Here is a 16405-nt window from a genome sequence, read left to right as displayed (position 1 = left end):
TCAGTACTCCTGTGAATCGTCGGCGAGGGCCCCGGCTTCTGCCGGCGGGTCCTCGGGGGCGAGGGGGAAGACGGCGGGTGTACCCGTCACCGGGTCCGGTACCACCAGGCAGCGCAGCCCGAACACCTCCTCGATCAGCCCGGCCGTGAACACCTCGGCGGGCGTGCCCGTGGCCACCACCTGGCCGTCCTTCATGACGATCAGGGTCGAGGCGTAGCGGGCGGCCTGGTTGAGGTCGTGCAGCACGGCCACGACGGTCCGTCCCTGCGCGTGCAGCCTGCGGAAGAGCTCGAGCAGCTCGTACTGGTGGGCGATGTCCAGGAAGGTGGTGGGCTCGTCCAGCAGCATGATGGGGGTCTGCTGGGCCAGCAGCATGGCCACCCACACCCGTTGTCGCTGCCCGCCGGAGAGCTCGTCCACGAGCCTCCCGGACAGTTCCGTGGTGCCGGTGGCCTCGAGCGCGGCGGCCACGGCGTCGCGGTCCTGCGCGCTCCACTGCCGGAACAGGCCTTGATGGGGGAACCGGCCGCGGGCCACCAGGTCGGCCACGCGGATCCCGTCCGGGGCCAGGGAGGTCGGCGGCAGCAGGCCCATTCTGCGAGCCACCTCCTTGGCCCCGTAGGACTGGACGTCGGCGCCGTCCAGGACCACGCGGCCGGAGGAAGGGGCCAGGATCCGGGAGATGGTGCGCAGCAGCGTGGACTTCCCGCAGGCGTTGGGGCCGATGATCGCGGTGAAGGAGCGTTCGGGAACCGCCACGGAGAGGTGCTCGGAGATCACCCGGGTGTCGTAGGCGATCGTCGCGTCCTCGACGCGAACCGGGGCATCGGCGCCGGCGTGCACGTGAGCAGCGGGGGTCGGTGCAGGGGTCACAGATGCCTCCGGGCTTCGCGGATCAGCAGGATGATGAAGTAGGTGCCGCCGATGCACACGGTCACCAGGCCCACCGGGATCGGCAGGAACCACATGGCCGAGAGCACGGCGATCGCATGGGCGGCGGACAGCAGCAGGGCGCCCATGGCGGCCGACGACGCCAGGCCGACCCCCGCCGTTCCGGCGACGCGGCGGGCGAGCTGGGGCGCGGCCAGGGCGATGAACCCGATGGGCCCGGCCGCCGCGGTCACGATCGCCGTGGTCATCACGCCCAGGACCATCAGCAGCAGGCGGTCGCGGTTCAGGGCGACCCCGTGGGCGCGGGCGCCGTCGTCGCCCAGCTCGAGCTGGCGCAGCCCGGATGCCAGCAGCGCGGACCCGAGGACCACCACCGCGGCGAGCAGCATCGCCGGGACGAGATTGGACCAGCTGGTGCGCGACAGCGTGCCGGCCGACCAGAAGCCCACCGCTATCGCGTCCTGCAGGTTCGCGCGGGTGATCAGATAGGAGTTGACCGAACCGAGCATGGCGGCGACGCCGATGCCCACGATGATCAGCCGGAAGCCCTGGATGCCCCCGCGGAAGGCCAGCAGGTAGACCACGGCTGCGACGACGATGCCGCCGACGATGGCCGCCGTCGCCACGGTCCAGTAGTTGCGGGTGCCGAACACCAGCATGGTCACCAGCACCGCGGTGAACGACCCGGCGTCGAAACCGATGATGTCCGGGGAGCCGAGCGGATTGCGGGTCAGGGACTGGAAGATCGCCCCGCCAAGACCCAGCAGCGCGCCGAAGACCAGGGCGGCCAGGGCGATCGGCAGGCGCCATTCGATCACGATGACCCGGTGGAACTCATCGCCCGTGCCCGCCAGCGCGGCCAGCACGTCGGGGATCGTCAGGGGGAAGTCGCCGATCGCCATCATGGCGATGACGATCATCACCGCGATAGCGGCCATCACCAGGGTCACGGTCAGCGACCTGACGCCGATCCGGCTCGAGAGCCTCCGGGTCGTGAGCTCGAGGGTGGGGGTGCCGAAGTCGACGACGGCGCGCCGGGCTCCGGGTCCGCCCTCCGGCCCCTCGCGGCGCTGCCGCATATAGAGGCTCATAGTCCGCTCGCTTTCTTGCGTCTGACCAGGGCGATCAGCACCGGGGCGCCGACGACGGCGGTGACCAGGCCGACCTCGATCTCGCTGGGGATGACCACCACCCGCCCGAGCACGTCGGCCAGGAGCACCAGCACGGGCCCCGCCAGGGCGGAGTAGGCGATCACCCAGCGTTGGTCCGGGCCGGTGAACCACCGGACCACGTGCGGGACCATCAGCCCCACGAAGGCGATGCCACCGGTCAGCGCGGTCCCGCCGCCGGCCAGGACGGTCACGGCGACGATCCCGAGAAGGCGGGTGCGGGTCACGTGCGCGCCGAGCGAGGTGGCGAAGTCGTCCCCCAGTGCGATCGCGTTGAGCGACCCGGAGATCGCCAGGGCGATGACCAGGGCCACCAGGAGGTAGGGGAGCATCAGCTCCACCCCGCTCAGATCGGTGACCACCACCGAGCCGAGGCCCCAGCGGCGCACGTCGCGGAAGGTGTCCGGGTCGAACAGTTCCATGACCGTGCCGATGCCGCCGAGCACGGCGCTGAGGGCCACCCCTGCGAGCACCAGGGTGGCCGGGGAGGCGCTGCCGCGGCCGCCCGAGCCGATCAGGTAGACCAGCACGGTGGCCACGAGCGCCCCGGCGAAGGCTATCCACAGGAACAGCGGACCGCCCGTCACGCCGAGAAGACCCACCCCCACGGTGACCGCGAACCCCGCACCGGCATTGACGCCGAGGATGCCAGGGTCGGCCAGGGGGTTGCGGGTGATCGCCTGGATCAGCGCCCCGGCGACGGCGAAGGCCGTACCGGCCACCACCGCGAGCACGGTGCGCGGCACGCGGAGGGTCCACACGATCAGCGAGGCCTCCGAGCCGTCCGGATGGACCAGTCCCTGCCAGGTCTCGGCCGGGGTCTTCATGCTGGCCCCGACGAGCAGGCTCAAGAACAGCGCGGCCAGCAGGGCCGCCAGCACGACGACGAGGCCGAGGACGCGCCGCCGCCACAGGAACTGCGGGGCGGCGGTGACGTCCTCGACGCTCGTCGGCGGCTGAGCGAGGGCAGCCGTAGCAGGCATCAGTCCTGGATGGCGTCGCTCAGCAGCGGAGCCAGGGTCTCCGTGGCCCAGACCTCGCCCATCGGTCCCGCGACGTGCAGGGCCCATGCCACATTGCCCTCATGCGCCTCGCCGTCGACCTCGAATCCGTCGATGGTGTTGAGGTAGTCCACCGTGTGGCCGTTCTTGACCACCGGCAGGTTCTTGTAGAGGTCGAGGTCCTTGATCGTGTTGATCGTGGACGCGCTCTCCCCGCGAGCGGAGTTGTCGGAGATCAGCATGACATCGGCGTCCAGTTCGGGGAGCTTCTCGTTGGAGACGGTGGGGTCGTTGACGAACTTGCTCGAGTTGGGGTTCTCGGCGAAGCCCATGTCGGAGAAGACCGCCTCCGAGTTGGAGCCGGAGACGTTGTTGAAGTTCAACCCGGTCTCCGTGTCGTAGTAGACGGCGTAGGTGATGGTCTTGCCGTCGAACTCGGGGTGATCCTCGCGCACCTTGGCGACGGTCTCCTCCTGCTCGCCGATCTTCTCCTCGGCGGCGGCCTTCAGGTCCAGTGCCTCCCCCACGTCGGTCATCCGCTGCTCCCAGGTCTCCCCGGCCTCCGGCTCGCCGTTCTCGCCCGAGACGGTGGCCACCGGCGCAATGGTCTTGAGCCGGTCGTACTTGGACTGGTCGATGTTGAACGTGGCCACGATCAGGTCCGGCTTCGCCGCGGCGAGCGCCTCGTAGGGCGGCTCGTTCCAGTCCACCTCGGCGGTGTTCTCGATCTCCTGCGGGAAGGCGTCCTGCATCCAGACCATCTCCTCGATGTCCGAGGGCGCGAAGACGGGGGTCACCCCGAGCATGGAGAGGTACTCGCCGTCGTGCTCACCGGCGAGCACGGCCACCCTCTCCGGCCGCTGCTCCAGGCTGGTCTCGCCCCACGGGGAGTCGAGGGTCAGCGGGTACTGGGTGGTGCCCTCGGCCTCGGGAAGGAGGGCGCTGCCGCCGTCGGCGGAGGTGCTGGAGTCCCCCGAGCCGGATCCGCCGTTGCCGGAATCGCCGCAGGCGCCCAGGCCGAAGGCGAGGACGACAGCGGTGGCCACGGCGGCGCCGGTGCGCAGGCGGGGCGCCTGGAGGACGGAGAGCTTCTTGTTCATGGAGGGGAGGACCTTTCAATCACGGCACACGACAGCCCCCAATGGCAGTCGAATTTAGCTAAGGCTAACCTTCGCTATTCTGGGAGGGCGTGCGCGATGCGTCATCGTGCGTGCAGGATGCGTCAGATGGGAAACGCCGTGGGAGTAGCAATGGCCGCCGTCGGGCCGGTACACGCCGGATCGGGTGAATCGGGCGCGGGACTGGGGATCCCCTCGATCCGGGTTCCCGAGCGAGTGCACGGGGACTGCCACCTGCTGCTGTGGCAGCACCGCGGCTCCACCGATCTGCACCTGAACGGGGTCGCCCACTCGCTCGCGGCCGGGCACGTGTGCTGGGTGCCCGCCGGCGTGCGGCACCGGCTCAGCGTCGGCCCGGAGTCGGTGGTCCTACCGGTGTTCGTCCGCCTAGGCCTGCCGGTCGGGCATCTGAGGGCCGGAGCCATGTGGCCGGTGGACGACGACTTCGCGACCCTGCTGCTGGCCATGGTGCAGCATCAGTTCAGCCCGGTGCTCAACGCCGGAGCCGACCTGGAGGTCCAGCTGGTCGACCGGATCACCGGGTGGCGCCAGCCCGGCCGTCCTCCCCTGCCGCGTTCCCGGGAGGCTCTGGAGGTCGCCGCCCTCCTCTTAGCCGACCCCGCCGATCCCAGGCCCTTGCGCGACCTGGTGGCGGGAGTCTTCGTGTCCCAGCGCACGGTGGAGCGGCAGTTCCTGGCCGAGACCGGGCTGACCCTGCAGCGGTGGCGCAGTCACCACCGGCTGGCAGAGGCCCTGAACCGGCTGTGCGCGGGCTGCCCGCTGGCACTGGCCGCGCAGAGGGCGGGATACCAGGACGTCACGGCGTTCCGGCGAGCCTTCAAGGCCAGGTACGGGGTGCCGCCGAGCCGGTTCGACGAGGTCGCCGACCGGTTCGAGCAGGTGACCGCCGCGAGCTGATGCAGCCGTGACGTGCATCTGACCGTTCCGCACGGGATCCGACGGTCAGAAGCACGTCAACGACGTCGCCGGAGGCCGAGCATCCCTACGAGGGCCTCCCCTGCCCCGCCCGCTCGGCGGTACGGGTCTCGGGGAGCCAGCCCAGCGGGTCGGCCCGCAGGTCGTCGAGCGGCACACCGGATTCCCGGCTGAGCGCCCGCAGGAGGGTGGCGCTCGTGGCGAATCCCGCCGTCTTGGCGGCGCTCACGTTGCTGGCCCCGCCCCGCAGGCTGCGCACCGCGCGGCTCAGTCGGCGCCGCGTCCGCCAGCGCGTGAACCCCATGCCCGTCTCCGCGGCGAAGATCCGCTGCACCTGCCGTTCGCTCATCCCCACGCGCTCGCACAGCATCGCCAGGGTCGCGGCGGAGTGCACGGAGGCCTCCGCGATCCGCGCCACGATCGGATGGGCGGGCACGGGGGCCGCGAAGACCTCCGCGCACTGCTCGAGGAGGATCTCCTCGAGACCCCGCGTGAACACGTCGGCCTGCTCGTCCGTGCCGGGTTGGGCCGCCAGGCGGGCCAGCATGAGGTCGGTGATGGCCGGGACGACGCCCAGCACCTGGATCCGGCTCGCCGGGGCGGCCGCCGGGGACATGACCGGGCCCAGGGCGATCGAATGCCCGTCGAGCGCCAGGGAGTGCGGCACCTCGGCCTGCAGCCACACGGACGTGCGCGGTTCGAGGACGATGACCCGGCCGTCCGCTGTGAACTTCCCCCGGCCCATCACCATGTGCACCAGGTGCGGCAGCTCATGGGTGTGCTCGGGGTGCCCGGTGAAACGCACCGCGTTCTCCGGCACGGCCATGGCCAGCTCTCTCCTGAAACCCACGTCCTACTCTCCTCCGCCCCTCATCCGTCCGGTCCCTCGGTGCGGCCACCGGCCGCACCGCCGGCGATCGTGCGCGCAGCCCGGCGAGCCGGCCAGGCCTACCGGCCGCGGATGTCGCTTCCGGACCGCTCGCATGTCGCATCAGGACGACCGCTGGACGATCCGTCCCTTATGTTCGTCAATTGGCATTATGTAAGGCTAACCTAAACACCGCCCGGAGGATCCATGAGCCGTCTGTCACTGCCCCACCGCACCACCCGTTCGCTCGCCGCGGTGACCCTGGCCTCCGCCATGCTGGCCCTGGCCGGCTGCGGCTCGGGTGGCGGCGACGCCGATGGTCAGGACTCCGGGAGCAGCGCGGCCTCGGAGACCCGCACCGTCTCCACCCCGAAGGGCGACGTCGACGTGCCCGCGGATCCGAAGCGCGTGGTCGTGCTCAACTACGCCCTGGCCGGCTACCTCTACGACATGGACGTCCCCGTCACCGCGACCATCCCCGAGGACGCGGACCAGGAGGCCGGCGAGTTCTCCGAGTTCTGGGGCGACGCCCCGTCGGAGGACGGCACGGAGTTCCTGCCCTGGTCCCCCGACGGCTTCGACCTCGAGGCGATCCTGGAGGCCGACCCCGACCTCATCATCGCGGGCGGCTGGGGCTTCCCCAACTTCCAGGCCGATGCCGCCTACGACGACCTCACGGCGATCGCCCCGACCGTCATGGTGGACAAGAGCTTCGCCGACTGGCAGGACCAGGCGGAGTTCCTGGCCGTGGACGTCTTCGACAAGCAGGAGGCCTACGACGACATGGTCTCGACCTACGAGGCACGGGTCGAGGAGGTCGGCGACGCGATCGAGGTTCCCGCTCAGCCCACCTCCTTCCTCTCCGTGACCGGCGACGGGACCCCTTACCTGGTGTTCGAGGGCACCGGCCTGCCGCTCATGTTCGACCAGCTCGGCTTCGAGACCAACGACCTGGTCGCGCAGCACGGCCTGGAGCCCTACCAGCCCGGCGGTGACCTGGCGGAGCTGTCCACCGAGCAGCTGGGCCAGATCGTCGACAGCGAGAGCCTGTTCGTGCTCGGCTTCAACGCGGACACCACCTCCGTCGAGGCGCTGTCGTCCGAGCCCGCCTACGGCAGCCTTCCGGCCTTCCAGTCGGACAACGCCTTCGACCTGCCGTACTGGGCGCTGCGCCACGACTACGACGAGGCTCTGGCGCTGCTGGACATGGTCGAGGAGGAGTTCGGCAAGTGAGCCTGCAGGGCCTGGTCATCCACCCGCTGGTGGTCCGCACCGTGCACGTCGTGTCCGTGGAGTCCGTGACTCCACGGATGCGGCGGGTGCGGTGCGGCGGTGACCAGCTGGGCGCCTTCTCCCGCGACGGGCACGACCACCCGGCCTTCGCGGCACCCGGTTCGACGACCACGTCAAGCTGCTCTTCGCCGACGGCGGTCCCGTCGAGACCGCGCTGCCGCTGCAGCTGGCCGACGGCATCGAGTGGACGCCGGCGCCGCACCGGGCCGCCCGGGACTACACCCCGCGCCGCATCGACCCCGCCACGGGCGAGCTGGTGCTCGACTTCGTCATGCACGGAGACGGCCCCGCCGCCGCGTGGGCGCAGAAGGCCCGGCCCGGTGACCGGCTCAGCTTCGTCGGACCCAAGTCGTCGCTCGTGCTGCCGGAGGAGATCAGCTCGATCGTGCTGGTGGGCGACGAGACCGCGCTGCCGGCGATCGGGCGCTTCTTCGACGAGCGGCCGGTCCGGGTCCCCGCGCACGTGCTGGCCTTCGCCGCCGATGCGAGCGCGCATCAGCACCTCGGGGAGGCCGCGGGGGACTCCGTCCGCTGGGAGCTCATGCCCCGGCCGGACGGGGAGCTGATCGCGGCTGCCTTCGAGCGCCTCGCCGCCACGCACGACCTGGGCGAGAACCCGTTCGTATGGGCTGCCGGGGAGGCGGCCTCCCTCCTGCCGCTGCGCAGGCTCATCGCGGGCAAGGTCCCGCGTGATCACCGCAGCATCATCGGCTACTGGCATGCGGAGAAGGAGGAGTCGGCGGGCGCGGTCGCCCCGGCGCTCCCGGAACCGCCCGTGGCGTGGTTCGCCGTGCGCACCGCCCTGCAGCTGGGGCTCCTCCGCGCCCTGGCGGACCGGCCGATGACCGCCGGCCGGCTGAGCCGGGAGCTGGGCCTGCCCGGCCAGCGCCTCGACCCGCTGCTCGGCGCTCTCGCCTCCCAAGGGCTCGTGACCCGGGAGGCTGACGATTGGGCGGCCGCTCCTGCCGCCCGGGATCTGCTCGACGACGAGCACTCCCAGGAGGAGTTCGTCGGCCCGGAGGCCGAGCAGGTCCTCTCCCTGTCCCGCCTGGACGATGCCCTCCGCACGGGATCGTCGGCCTGGGAGCTCGCCAGCGGCTCGTCCTTCGCGGACTCGCTCGCGGAACCGGCCATGGCCGAGCACCTGGAGCACGAATCCGAGTCCCTCGTCTACCTGCAGCACAGCATCGTGCACGCCCTGGGCGATCTGCGGGCCGATGAGATCACCGTGGTGGGCCCCGGCGCCCCGGTCCTGCTCGAGGTGGCGGCTCGCGGCGGCTACCCGGGCAGCCTGAGCATCGGCACCACCGGCACCGGCGCTGTGCCCGGCTCGGGTTCCGGCTCGGGTTCCGGCTCCGGGACGGAGCCCGCCGACGTCGCGATCTCCGCCTTGCTGCTCCACCACCTCGACGACGACGGCGCCCGTGAGCACCTGCGCGCTCTGGCCGGTCTCGGCCGGCGGGCGCTGCTGCTCGACGCACCGGCGCCGGACGCCCTCTCCCCCGCCGCCGCGCTGCACGGCCTGGTCGGGTTCGCCACGACCGGGGTTCCCGCGCGGACCTGGGAGCGGATGGCGGAGCTGGCGGAGGAGACGGGCTGGCACGCGCATGAAGCGCGCGGACTGGGCTGGGGGCTGGTCGCCGTCGAGCTGACGCCCCGGGAGCCCGCCGGGGAGCGGGAGCCACACCGGGAATGATCGGCTCCTCGTCCGCGCAGCAGCCGCGCGTCCGCGCCGGCCACGGGCACGTCCCGCGCCGTCGTCGCCCGGGCGTGCTCCTGCTCGCGCTGCTCATCGCCTGCGCGGTCCTCGCGTTCACGGCCGCCCTGAGCCTCTTCATCGGCTCCGCGGCCCTGTCACCGGCCGACGTCCTCGCGGCGCTCTTCCATCCGGACGACCTGATCGCCCAGGTCACGGTGGCAGACCTCCGGCTGCCGCGCACCCTGCTGGGCGTGGTGGTGGGGGCCGCGCTGGGGACCGCGGGGGCCATGGCCCAGGCGGTGACCCGGAACCCGCTCGCGGACCCCGGGATCCTGGGCGTCAACGCGGGCGCGTGACTCGCCGTCACCCTGGCCGTGGCCTTCCTGGGACTCACGCGCATCCAGGAGTACCTGTGGTTCTCCTTCGCCGGCGCCCTCTGCTCCTTCGTGCTCGTCTACGCGATCGCGCTGCGCGGCCCCCACGGGGCGACACCCGTGCGGCTGACCCTGGTGGGCGTCGCCGTGACCGCGGTCTTCACCGGGGTCAGCCAGTCGCTCGCGCTGCTGCGTCCCCAGGTGTTCGACCAGATGCGGTTCTGGGGCGCCGGATCGCTGGCGGACCGGCCTCAGGGCACCCTCGCGGTCATCGTGCCCTTCGTGCTCGCGGGGGTGTTCTTGGCCCTCCTGACCGGACGGGCGGCGAATGCGATGGCCATGGGCGACGAGCGGGCGAAGACCCTGGGGGTCCCCGTGACCGCGGTGCACGTGCTCATGACCGTGGTGATCACCGTGCTGTGCGGTGCCGCGACGGCGGCGGCGGGCCCCATCGCGTTCGTGGGCCTCATGGTCCCGCACGCCGTGCGCGCCCTGACGGGACCGGATCAGCGCTGGGTGCTCGCCTTCTCCGTGGTCCTGGCCCCGGTCCTCCTGCTGGCCGCCGACATCACCGGCCGGCTCCTGGTCTGGCCCGCCGAGCTCCAGGCGGGCATCGTGACGGCCTTCCTGGGCGCGCCGGTGCTGGTGCTCCTGGTCCGGCGGGCGGAGAGGGGCGGGCTGTGACCCAGCGGAGCCCCGTACGCATCGGGCCGTTCAGCCGCCTGGTCTCGTGGCGGGATGCGGCCATCGCCTGCATCCTGATCGTCCTCATGATCGGACTGGTCCTCGCAGCGCTGTCCTTCGGCGAGCGAGACATCCCCCTGGGCAGGGTGCTGGCCGCGTTCCTGCCCGGTTCGGAGGCCCTGGACCGCATGGTGGTCGTGGAGTGGCGGGCACCGCGAGCGCTGGGCGCCGCGGTGTTCGGGGCGTGCCTGGGCGTGAGCGGGGCGCTGTTCCAGACCCTCACGCGCAATCCGCTCGGCAGCCCGGACATCATCGGGCTGAACACCGGCGCCTATACCGGGGTGCTCGCGGTGATCTGGCTGGGAGGGACCGGGTACGCCGCCTTCGCCGCCGGCGCGGTGACCGGCGGCCTCCTCACGGCGGCCCTCGTCTACCTGCTGGCCTACTCCGCGGGTCTGCAGGGCTTCCGGCTCATCATCGTGGGTATCGCCGTGAGCGCGTTCCTCAGCTCCGCCAACACCTGGTTCGTCGTCAAGGCGAACGCGGACGAGGCACTGCGGGCCGCCGTCTGGGGCGCGGGCACGCTCAACGGCATCCGCTGGCCGCAGGTGCTCTCGGCGGGTGCGGCCGCGATCGTCGTCGCCTGCGTCCTCCCCTGGCTCGCGCGCAGGATCAGCCAGCTCGAACTGGGCGAGGACGCCGCCCGGGTGCGCGGTGTGCCGGCCGAGCCCGTCAAGGCCATCCTCGTCCTGGTGGGCGTCGCCTTCACCTCCCTGGTCACGGCGGTCACGGGACCGATCGCCTTCATCGCCCTGGCCGCACCCCATATCTCGCGCAGGATCCGCCGCCGGACGAGTGGTTTCGACGCCGTCGGTGCCGCCCTGACCGGCGCGGTGCTGCTGGTCGGCGGCGACCTCATCGCCCAGCACGCGCTGCCGTCGTCCAGCCTGCCCGTGGGCGCCGTCACCGTGTGCCTGGGCGGCGCCTACCTGATCTGGCTGCTGTTCACAGAGGACCGGAGGAGCTGACGTGAAGATGTCCGCCAAGAATCCCGCCAGGAATCCCGCAGGGGATCCGGGGATGGAACCGGAAAGGGGCCTCGGCGACCGGCCGGGCACTGCCGGCGCGCTCACCGCGGAGGGACTCACCGTGGGCTACCGCGCCGAGTCGGCCGTGCTGGAGGACGTGTCCGTCTCCGTGCCGCGCGGCGGGTTCACCGCGATCATCGGTCCCAACGGCTGCGGCAAGTCGACGCTTCTGCGCGCGTTCACCCGCCTCCTCCCGCCCAGCAGTGGGAGGGTGCTCCTGGACGGGCGGGACATCGCGGCCGTGCGGACCGCGGAGCTGGCCCGCCGGCAGAGCCTGCTCCCCCAGCAGTCACCGGTGCCCGACGGCATCCGCGTCGAGGAGCTCGTGCGCCGCGGCCGCTATCCGCACCAGAGCCTGTTCGCGCAATGGACGGAGGGCGACGAACGGGCCGTTGCCCATGCGATGCGGCTGACCCACGTCGAGGAGCTGTCCGACCGACTGGTGGACACCCTCTCAGGGGGCCAGCGGCAGCGGGTCTGGATCGCGCTGTCGCTGGCCCAGGACACCCCGTTGCTCCTGCTGGACGAGCCCACCACCTTCCTGGACATCGCGCACCAGGTGGAGACCCTCCGCCTGCTCGACCGCCTGCGGGCCGAGGGCCGGACCATCGTGGCGGTGCTGCACGACCTCGATCACGCCGCGCGTTTCGCGACCCACATCATCGCGATGAAGGAGGGCCGAGCCCTGGCCGCCGGTGCCCCGGCCGAGATCCTCACCGAGGACCGGATCGCACAGGTCTTCGGGCTGGCCTGCAAGGTGATCGCGGATCCGGATACCGGAACGCCCGTGGTGCTGCCCCGCTGAGCGGATCCGGTCGCCCGGGCCTTCCAGCCGGCGGCGGACCGGTAAACCTGACGGAAATATGGGCGCTGTACGATCCGCGGCATGGATCTCGCCGGATTCAATCGAGCCGAACCAGCCGAGGCCAAGGCCGCGGCGCTGGTCTGGGCGAACGTTCCCGCCTGGGCCGAGGCCGTCGTGATGCTCCGGCCTTTCGCCTCCGTCGAGGAGGCTGCGGCCGCCGCTGCCTCGACGTCCTCGTCCTGGGACGCCGCGGACCTCGATGCGGCGCTCGCGCATCATCCCCGGATCGGGCAGAAGCCCGTCGGCTCGGGCACCGAGGCCGAGGCCTCACGGCGTGAGCAGGCCGCGATGAGCGACGCCTCCGCCGATGTCACCACGGCCATGGCGCAGGCCAACGCCGACTACGAGCAGCGTTTCGGCCGGGTCTTCCTCATCCGCGCCGCGGGCAGGTCGCCCGAGGACATGCTCGCCGAGATCCGGCGCAGGCTCGGCAACGACGACGGGGCCGAGACCGCCGAGGCCATCGGCCAGCTCCGTCAGATCGCCCTGCTGCGCCTGCGCACAGAGCTCGCGGCAGCCGGATAGCCCAGGCCGGGCTCGATCCGGCGCCAAGGGCCTGATACGAGCCGCCCCACATCCCCCGTCCCGTCCAGTCACACCAGGCAAGCCAGGACCGCGGTCCTGGGAACCCGTAGAAGGAGCACATCATGAGCGCCCATCTCACCACCCACATCCTCGACGCCGCCTCCGGCGCCCCGGCCAGCGGCATGGGGGTCGCCCTCGCCACCCTGGAGGGGGAGCAGATCGATCGCGGGGTGACCGATGCGGACGGGCGCCTGGCACTCGGCCCGGAGACCCTCGTTCCCGGCGACTACGCCGTGGTCTTCAACACCGGATCGTACTTCGAGGCCAAGGACGTCGAGGCGTTCTACCCCGTGGTCACGGTGACCTTCACCGTGAGCAACAGCTCGCACTACCACGTGCCGCTGCTGCTGAGCCCCTTCTCGTACTCCACCTACCGCGGCAGCTGAGGCGGTCCTCTCCTCAGGGGCACGCCCCTTCAGCCACGCCCCGGTCGCCGGGAGCCGGTAGGGCACTCAGTGCCCGAACTCCGCGCCTCCCGGTGCCTGGGGCGTATTGCGCAGTGTCAGCCAGATCGCCGTCGCCGGCTCATCGGGCGATTCGTTGACGACGCGGTGAGGGCGGCTCGCCCAGAAGGACAACGAGCCACCGGGACCGAGTTCCACCGTGCCCTCGGTGAACTCGAAACGCAGCGTGCCGCTGATCACGTGACCGACGTCGAATCCGCTGTGCACCAGCATGGCGCCGTCGATACTGGATGAGGTCAGCGGGGGATACACGGTCTCGTACAGGTCGACGCCCTCCACCCGTACCGGGGTGAGCCTCTTGTAGACCACGCCCTGGCCGAGCACCGTCTCCGAGCCCGCTCCCACGGAGGAGACCGTGATGCCGGGGATCGGCTCGGTGGTCTGCCCGCCTTCCAGGGGCACGGGGCGCAAGACGTCGTTGTCGTCGAAGATCGCCGAGACGGGGACGCCGAAGACGCTGACGATCTCGATGAGCCGGTTGACCGACGGCTGCATGACCCCCTTCTCGATCTGGGAGAGGGCGCTCGAGGAGATCCCGATCGTCTCCGCGACGGAGCGCAACGACATGCCCGCTTCAGTGCGCAACTGCCGCAGCCTGGCACCGATCTTCTCGGCGGACGCCGCTCGTTGCTCTGACACTGGGGCTCCTTATCCCATCGTCCGCACCCGGAGGCCCCGGGAGCTGAAACGCGATCTTCACATCACTGAAACCACCGGTGGATCCTTAAGCAATAGCTTTATTCCTCAAGCGCAAGCTTAACAAGCGAGAGGAACGAAGCATGACCGACGTAAGCGTAACCCTAGGCGCCAACAAGTACGGCAAAGCCGAGAACCGGGTGGTGCGCATCAAGCGCGACACCGCCCGCCATGAGATCACGGACCTGAACGTGACCTCCCAGCTGCGCGGGGAGAAGCTCGTCGACTCCTACCTGGCCGGTGACAACAGCCTGGTGGTGGCCACCGACACGCAGAAGAACACGGTCTTCGCCTTCGCCAAGGAGCACGGGATCGCTTCCCCCGAGGAGTTCCTGCTGACGCTCGGGGAGCACTTCACGAGCGAGTTCGAGTGGATCGAAGGCGGTCTGTGGCAGGCCGAGCAGTACGAGTGGGAGCGGATCCTGGTCGATGGCCAGGGCCACGACCACTCCTTCGTCCGCAAGGGACAGGGCACCCGCCTGGCCACTGTGCAGAAGGTGGACGGCGAAACGCACGTCACCGGCGGCGTCAAGGACCTGGTGGTGCTCAAGTCCTCGGGCAGCGAGTTCGCGGGCTTCCCCCGGGACAAGTACACCACCCTGGTCGAGACCGACGATCGCATCATGGCCACCTCGGTCACCGGCCGCTGGCGCTTCCTGCCCGAGGCCGTCGAGGCAGGCATCGACTACAACGGCCTCTACACCGAGGTCTCGGGCGTGCTCCTGTCCACCTTCGCCTCGGTGCACTCGCTGGCCCTGCAGCAGACGCTCTTCGAGATGGGACGAGCCGTGATCGAGGCCCGCCCCGAGATCGCCGAGGTGCGGTTCGCGATGCCCAATAAGCACCACTTCGTCTACGACCTGAGCCCCTTCGGCCTGGAGAACCCCAACGAGGTCTTCATCGCCGCGGACCGTCCCTACGGTCTCATCGAAGGCACCGTCGTACGCGACGGCGCCCAGCCCGCCCCCGCCGCCTGGACAGACGTCCCGACGTTCGTCTGAACCATCCCGCCTAGGCGCGGATGGGATTCGCAGGAGAAGACAGATGACCATGACCCACTCCACCCATGACAACTCCGTGGCGCCGTCCCCCGTGGACATCCGCCCGGAGGACGAGCGCCTCGGCCTCGGCAAGACCTTCGGCTACGGCGTGCAGCACATCCTCGCGATGTTCGGCGGGGTGATCGCCGTACCCCTGATCGTCGGGGGCGCGGCCGGCCTCGAACCGACGGAATCCGCGCTGCTCGTCGCCTGCGGCCTGTTCATCAGCGGCCTGGCCACGATGCTGCAGACCATCGGCGTGCCGTTCTTCGGTTCGCAGCTCCCCCTCGTCCAGGGCACCTCGTTCGCCTCGGTGTCCACGATGCTGGCGATCATCGGCGACCGGGGTCAGGAGGGGATCCAGCACGTCTTCGGAGCGGTCATCGCCGCCTCGGCGATCGGGCTGGTGATCACGCCCTTCTTCTCCCGCGTGGTGAGGTTCTTCCCCGCCGTCGTGACCGGATCGATCATCACGGTGATCGGCCTGTCGCTGATGCCGGTGGCCGCCGGCTGGATCACGGGCAACGCCATGATCGAGGTCGAGGGCCAGATGGTCGAGAACCCCGACTTCGCGGCCTTCGGGAACATCGCGCTGGCCCTGTTCACCTTCCTGGTGGTGATCGTGCTCAGCAAGATCGCGGTGCTCTCGCGTCTGGCCGTCCTGCTGGGCCTGGCCATCGGCACCGTGGTCGCCCTGATCCTGGGGATGGCCGACGCCTCCGTGATCGGCGAGTCGGCCCCGTTCGCCTTCCCGCAGCCCTTCGCGTTCGGTATGCCGCTGTTCGAGATCGGCGCGATCATCTCGATGTTCATCGTCATCCTGGTGATCATGGTGGAGACGACCGCAGACGTCCTGGCCGTCGGCGAGGTCGTGGGGACCAAGGTCGACTCGCGCAGGGTCGGCGACGGCCTGCGGGCCGACATGATCGCCTCCACGGTGGCCCCGCTGTTCAACGCCTTCCCGGCCTCGGCCTTCGCGCAGAACGTCGGCCTGGTGGCCCTGACCGGGATCAAGAGCCGCTTCGCCGTGGCCGCCGGTGGCGTGATCCTGGTGCTGCTCGGGCTCTCCCCCATGGCGGCAGCGGTGTTCAGCCTGATCCCCGGCCCGGTCCTGGGCGGCGCCGGCATCGTGCTCTTCGGCACGGTCGCGGCGAGCGGTGTGCGCACCCTCTCGAAGGTCTCCTACAAGGGCAACAACAACCTGGTGATCGTCGCCGCCTCGCTCGCCTTCGGACTCATCCCGGTGGTCTCCCCGGACTTCTGGCACTCCTTCCCGAGCTGGTTCGTGACGATCTTCCACTCGGGGATCAGCTCGGCGGCGATCGTGGCGGTGCTGCTGAACCTGTTCTTCAACGTGTTCCTGCCGGGACGCCCCGAAGACCCCAGTGACTTCGCCGCGGCACCTCCGCTGCGCGTGCAGACCACGGAGACCAACGTCCTCCGTAGCGGTGGCATCCTGGATGCCAGCTCCTACGAGACCGACGTCCGCTCGGACGGCACCCGAGCCAAGGACCTCAACCACTGAGGCCGAAGGCGACCCTCAGCCTTCCCGGCTGACCGACCACGAAGCCCCGGCGGGCAGGACACGTCCTCCCTGCCGGGGCTTCGTCATGCCCAGGCATTTTCAACACGGA

At 70.7% G+C, this 16405-nt stretch carries 15 protein-coding genes and 2 pseudogenes; 11 read left to right on the top strand and 6 right to left on the bottom strand.

Annotated elements, in window-relative coordinates:
• Genes FCK90_RS10830 through FCK90_RS10815 form a run of 4 tightly spaced genes read right to left on the bottom strand, consistent with a single transcriptional unit; the run spans position 1 to position 4161 of the window.
• The gene (locus FCK90_RS10830) at positions 1 to 873 is read right to left on the bottom strand and encodes an ABC transporter ATP-binding protein (protein ID WP_158034314.1); all 873 of its coding nucleotides are present in this window, start codon (positions 871 to 873) and stop codon (positions 1 to 3) included.
• Positions 870 to 1982, bottom strand: a complete 1113-nt coding sequence (locus FCK90_RS10825) for a FecCD family ABC transporter permease (protein WP_246180177.1) — start codon at positions 1980 to 1982, stop codon at positions 870 to 872. Before FCK90_RS10825 ends, FCK90_RS10830 begins: the two co-directional genes overlap by 4 nt.
• Positions 1979 to 3043, bottom strand: coding sequence for a FecCD family ABC transporter permease (locus FCK90_RS10820; protein ID WP_158034313.1), 1065 nt, complete (start codon positions 3041 to 3043; stop codon positions 1979 to 1981). The genes FCK90_RS10825 and FCK90_RS10820 overlap by 4 nt, the downstream gene beginning before the upstream one ends.
• Entirely contained in the window at positions 3043 to 4161 is a 1119-nt protein-coding gene (locus tag FCK90_RS10815; RefSeq protein WP_158034312.1) for an ABC transporter substrate-binding protein, read from the bottom strand. Before FCK90_RS10815 ends, FCK90_RS10820 begins: the two co-directional genes overlap by 1 nt.
• 126 nt (positions 4162 to 4287) lie before the next feature.
• Here FCK90_RS10815 and FCK90_RS10810 point away from each other — a divergent pair, with 126 nt between their 5' ends.
• Positions 4288 to 5097, top strand: coding sequence for an AraC family transcriptional regulator (locus FCK90_RS10810; protein WP_181954291.1), 810 nt, complete (start codon positions 4288 to 4290; stop codon positions 5095 to 5097).
• 85 nt (positions 5098 to 5182) lie between these two features.
• On the opposite strand, the gene FCK90_RS10805 is transcribed toward FCK90_RS10810, so the two are convergent.
• Positions 5183 to 5965, bottom strand: coding sequence for a helix-turn-helix domain-containing protein (locus tag FCK90_RS10805; RefSeq protein ID WP_158034310.1), 783 nt, complete (start codon positions 5963 to 5965; stop codon positions 5183 to 5185).
• A 225-nt stretch (positions 5966 to 6190) separates the two neighbouring features.
• Between FCK90_RS10805 and FCK90_RS10800 the strand changes: the two genes are divergently transcribed.
• The 8 genes and pseudogenes from FCK90_RS10800 to uraH all read left to right on the top strand — a co-directional run bounded on the left by FCK90_RS10800 (position 6191) and on the right by uraH (position 12957).
• Positions 6191 to 7216, top strand: a complete 1026-nt coding sequence (locus tag FCK90_RS10800) for an ABC transporter substrate-binding protein (protein WP_158034309.1) — start codon at positions 6191 to 6193, stop codon at positions 7214 to 7216.
• A gap of 166 nt (positions 7217 to 7382) precedes the next feature.
• Positions 7383 to 7616: pseudogene (locus FCK90_RS15885) on the top strand (siderophore-interacting protein); the annotation flags it as partial.
• An 18-nt stretch (positions 7617 to 7634) separates the two neighbouring features.
• On the top strand, positions 7635 to 8972 hold the full coding sequence (locus tag FCK90_RS10795; protein WP_281347451.1) for an SIP domain-containing protein: 1338 nt from the start codon (positions 7635 to 7637) through the stop codon (positions 8970 to 8972).
• Positions 8969 to 10033 (top strand): annotated as a pseudogene (locus FCK90_RS10790) (FecCD family ABC transporter permease). The gene FCK90_RS10795 and the pseudogene FCK90_RS10790 overlap by 4 nt, the downstream one beginning before the upstream one ends.
• On the top strand, positions 10030 to 11061 hold the full coding sequence (locus FCK90_RS10785) for a FecCD family ABC transporter permease (protein WP_220433320.1): 1032 nt from the start codon (positions 10030 to 10032) through the stop codon (positions 11059 to 11061). Before FCK90_RS10790 ends, FCK90_RS10785 begins: the two are co-directional and overlap by 4 nt.
• 7 nt (positions 11062 to 11068) lie before the next feature.
• Positions 11069 to 11926, top strand: coding sequence for an ABC transporter ATP-binding protein (locus tag FCK90_RS10780; RefSeq protein WP_425481700.1), 858 nt, complete (start codon positions 11069 to 11071; stop codon positions 11924 to 11926).
• 81 nt (positions 11927 to 12007) lie between these two features.
• Positions 12008 to 12511 (top strand): 2-oxo-4-hydroxy-4-carboxy-5-ureidoimidazoline decarboxylase, encoded by a 504-nt coding sequence (gene uraD, locus FCK90_RS10775; RefSeq protein WP_158034307.1) that lies wholly within the window; start codon positions 12008 to 12010, stop codon positions 12509 to 12511.
• Between the two features lie 122 nt (positions 12512 to 12633).
• On the top strand, positions 12634 to 12957 hold the full coding sequence (gene uraH / locus FCK90_RS10770; RefSeq protein ID WP_158034306.1) for a hydroxyisourate hydrolase: 324 nt from the start codon (positions 12634 to 12636) through the stop codon (positions 12955 to 12957).
• Between the two features lie 66 nt (positions 12958 to 13023).
• Here the strand turns inward: uraH and FCK90_RS10765 are convergent, their stop codons facing one another.
• On the bottom strand, positions 13024 to 13674 hold the full coding sequence (locus FCK90_RS10765) for a helix-turn-helix domain-containing protein (RefSeq protein ID WP_158034305.1): 651 nt from the start codon (positions 13672 to 13674) through the stop codon (positions 13024 to 13026).
• Positions 13675 to 13814: 140 nt separating this feature from the next.
• Here FCK90_RS10765 and pucL point away from each other — a divergent pair, with 140 nt between their 5' ends.
• Both pucL and FCK90_RS10755 read left to right on the top strand, forming a co-directional pair.
• Positions 13815 to 14732: a factor-independent urate hydroxylase gene (pucL, locus tag FCK90_RS10760; RefSeq protein ID WP_158034304.1), complete on the top strand. Its 918-nt coding sequence runs from the start codon at positions 13815 to 13817 to the stop codon at positions 14730 to 14732.
• Between the two features lie 43 nt (positions 14733 to 14775).
• Positions 14776 to 16296: a nucleobase:cation symporter-2 family protein gene (locus tag FCK90_RS10755; protein ID WP_158034303.1), complete on the top strand. Its 1521-nt coding sequence runs from the start codon at positions 14776 to 14778 to the stop codon at positions 16294 to 16296.
• Positions 16297 to 16405: the final 109 nt, after the last annotated feature.

Origin of the sequence: Kocuria coralli, assembly GCF_008831305.1 — a bacterium.
Taxonomy (GTDB): Bacteria; Actinomycetota; Actinomycetes; order Actinomycetales; family Micrococcaceae; genus Kocuria; species Kocuria coralli.
Note: the sequence above shows the minus strand (reverse complement) of the source record. Positions and strands in the feature narration are given on the sequence as shown.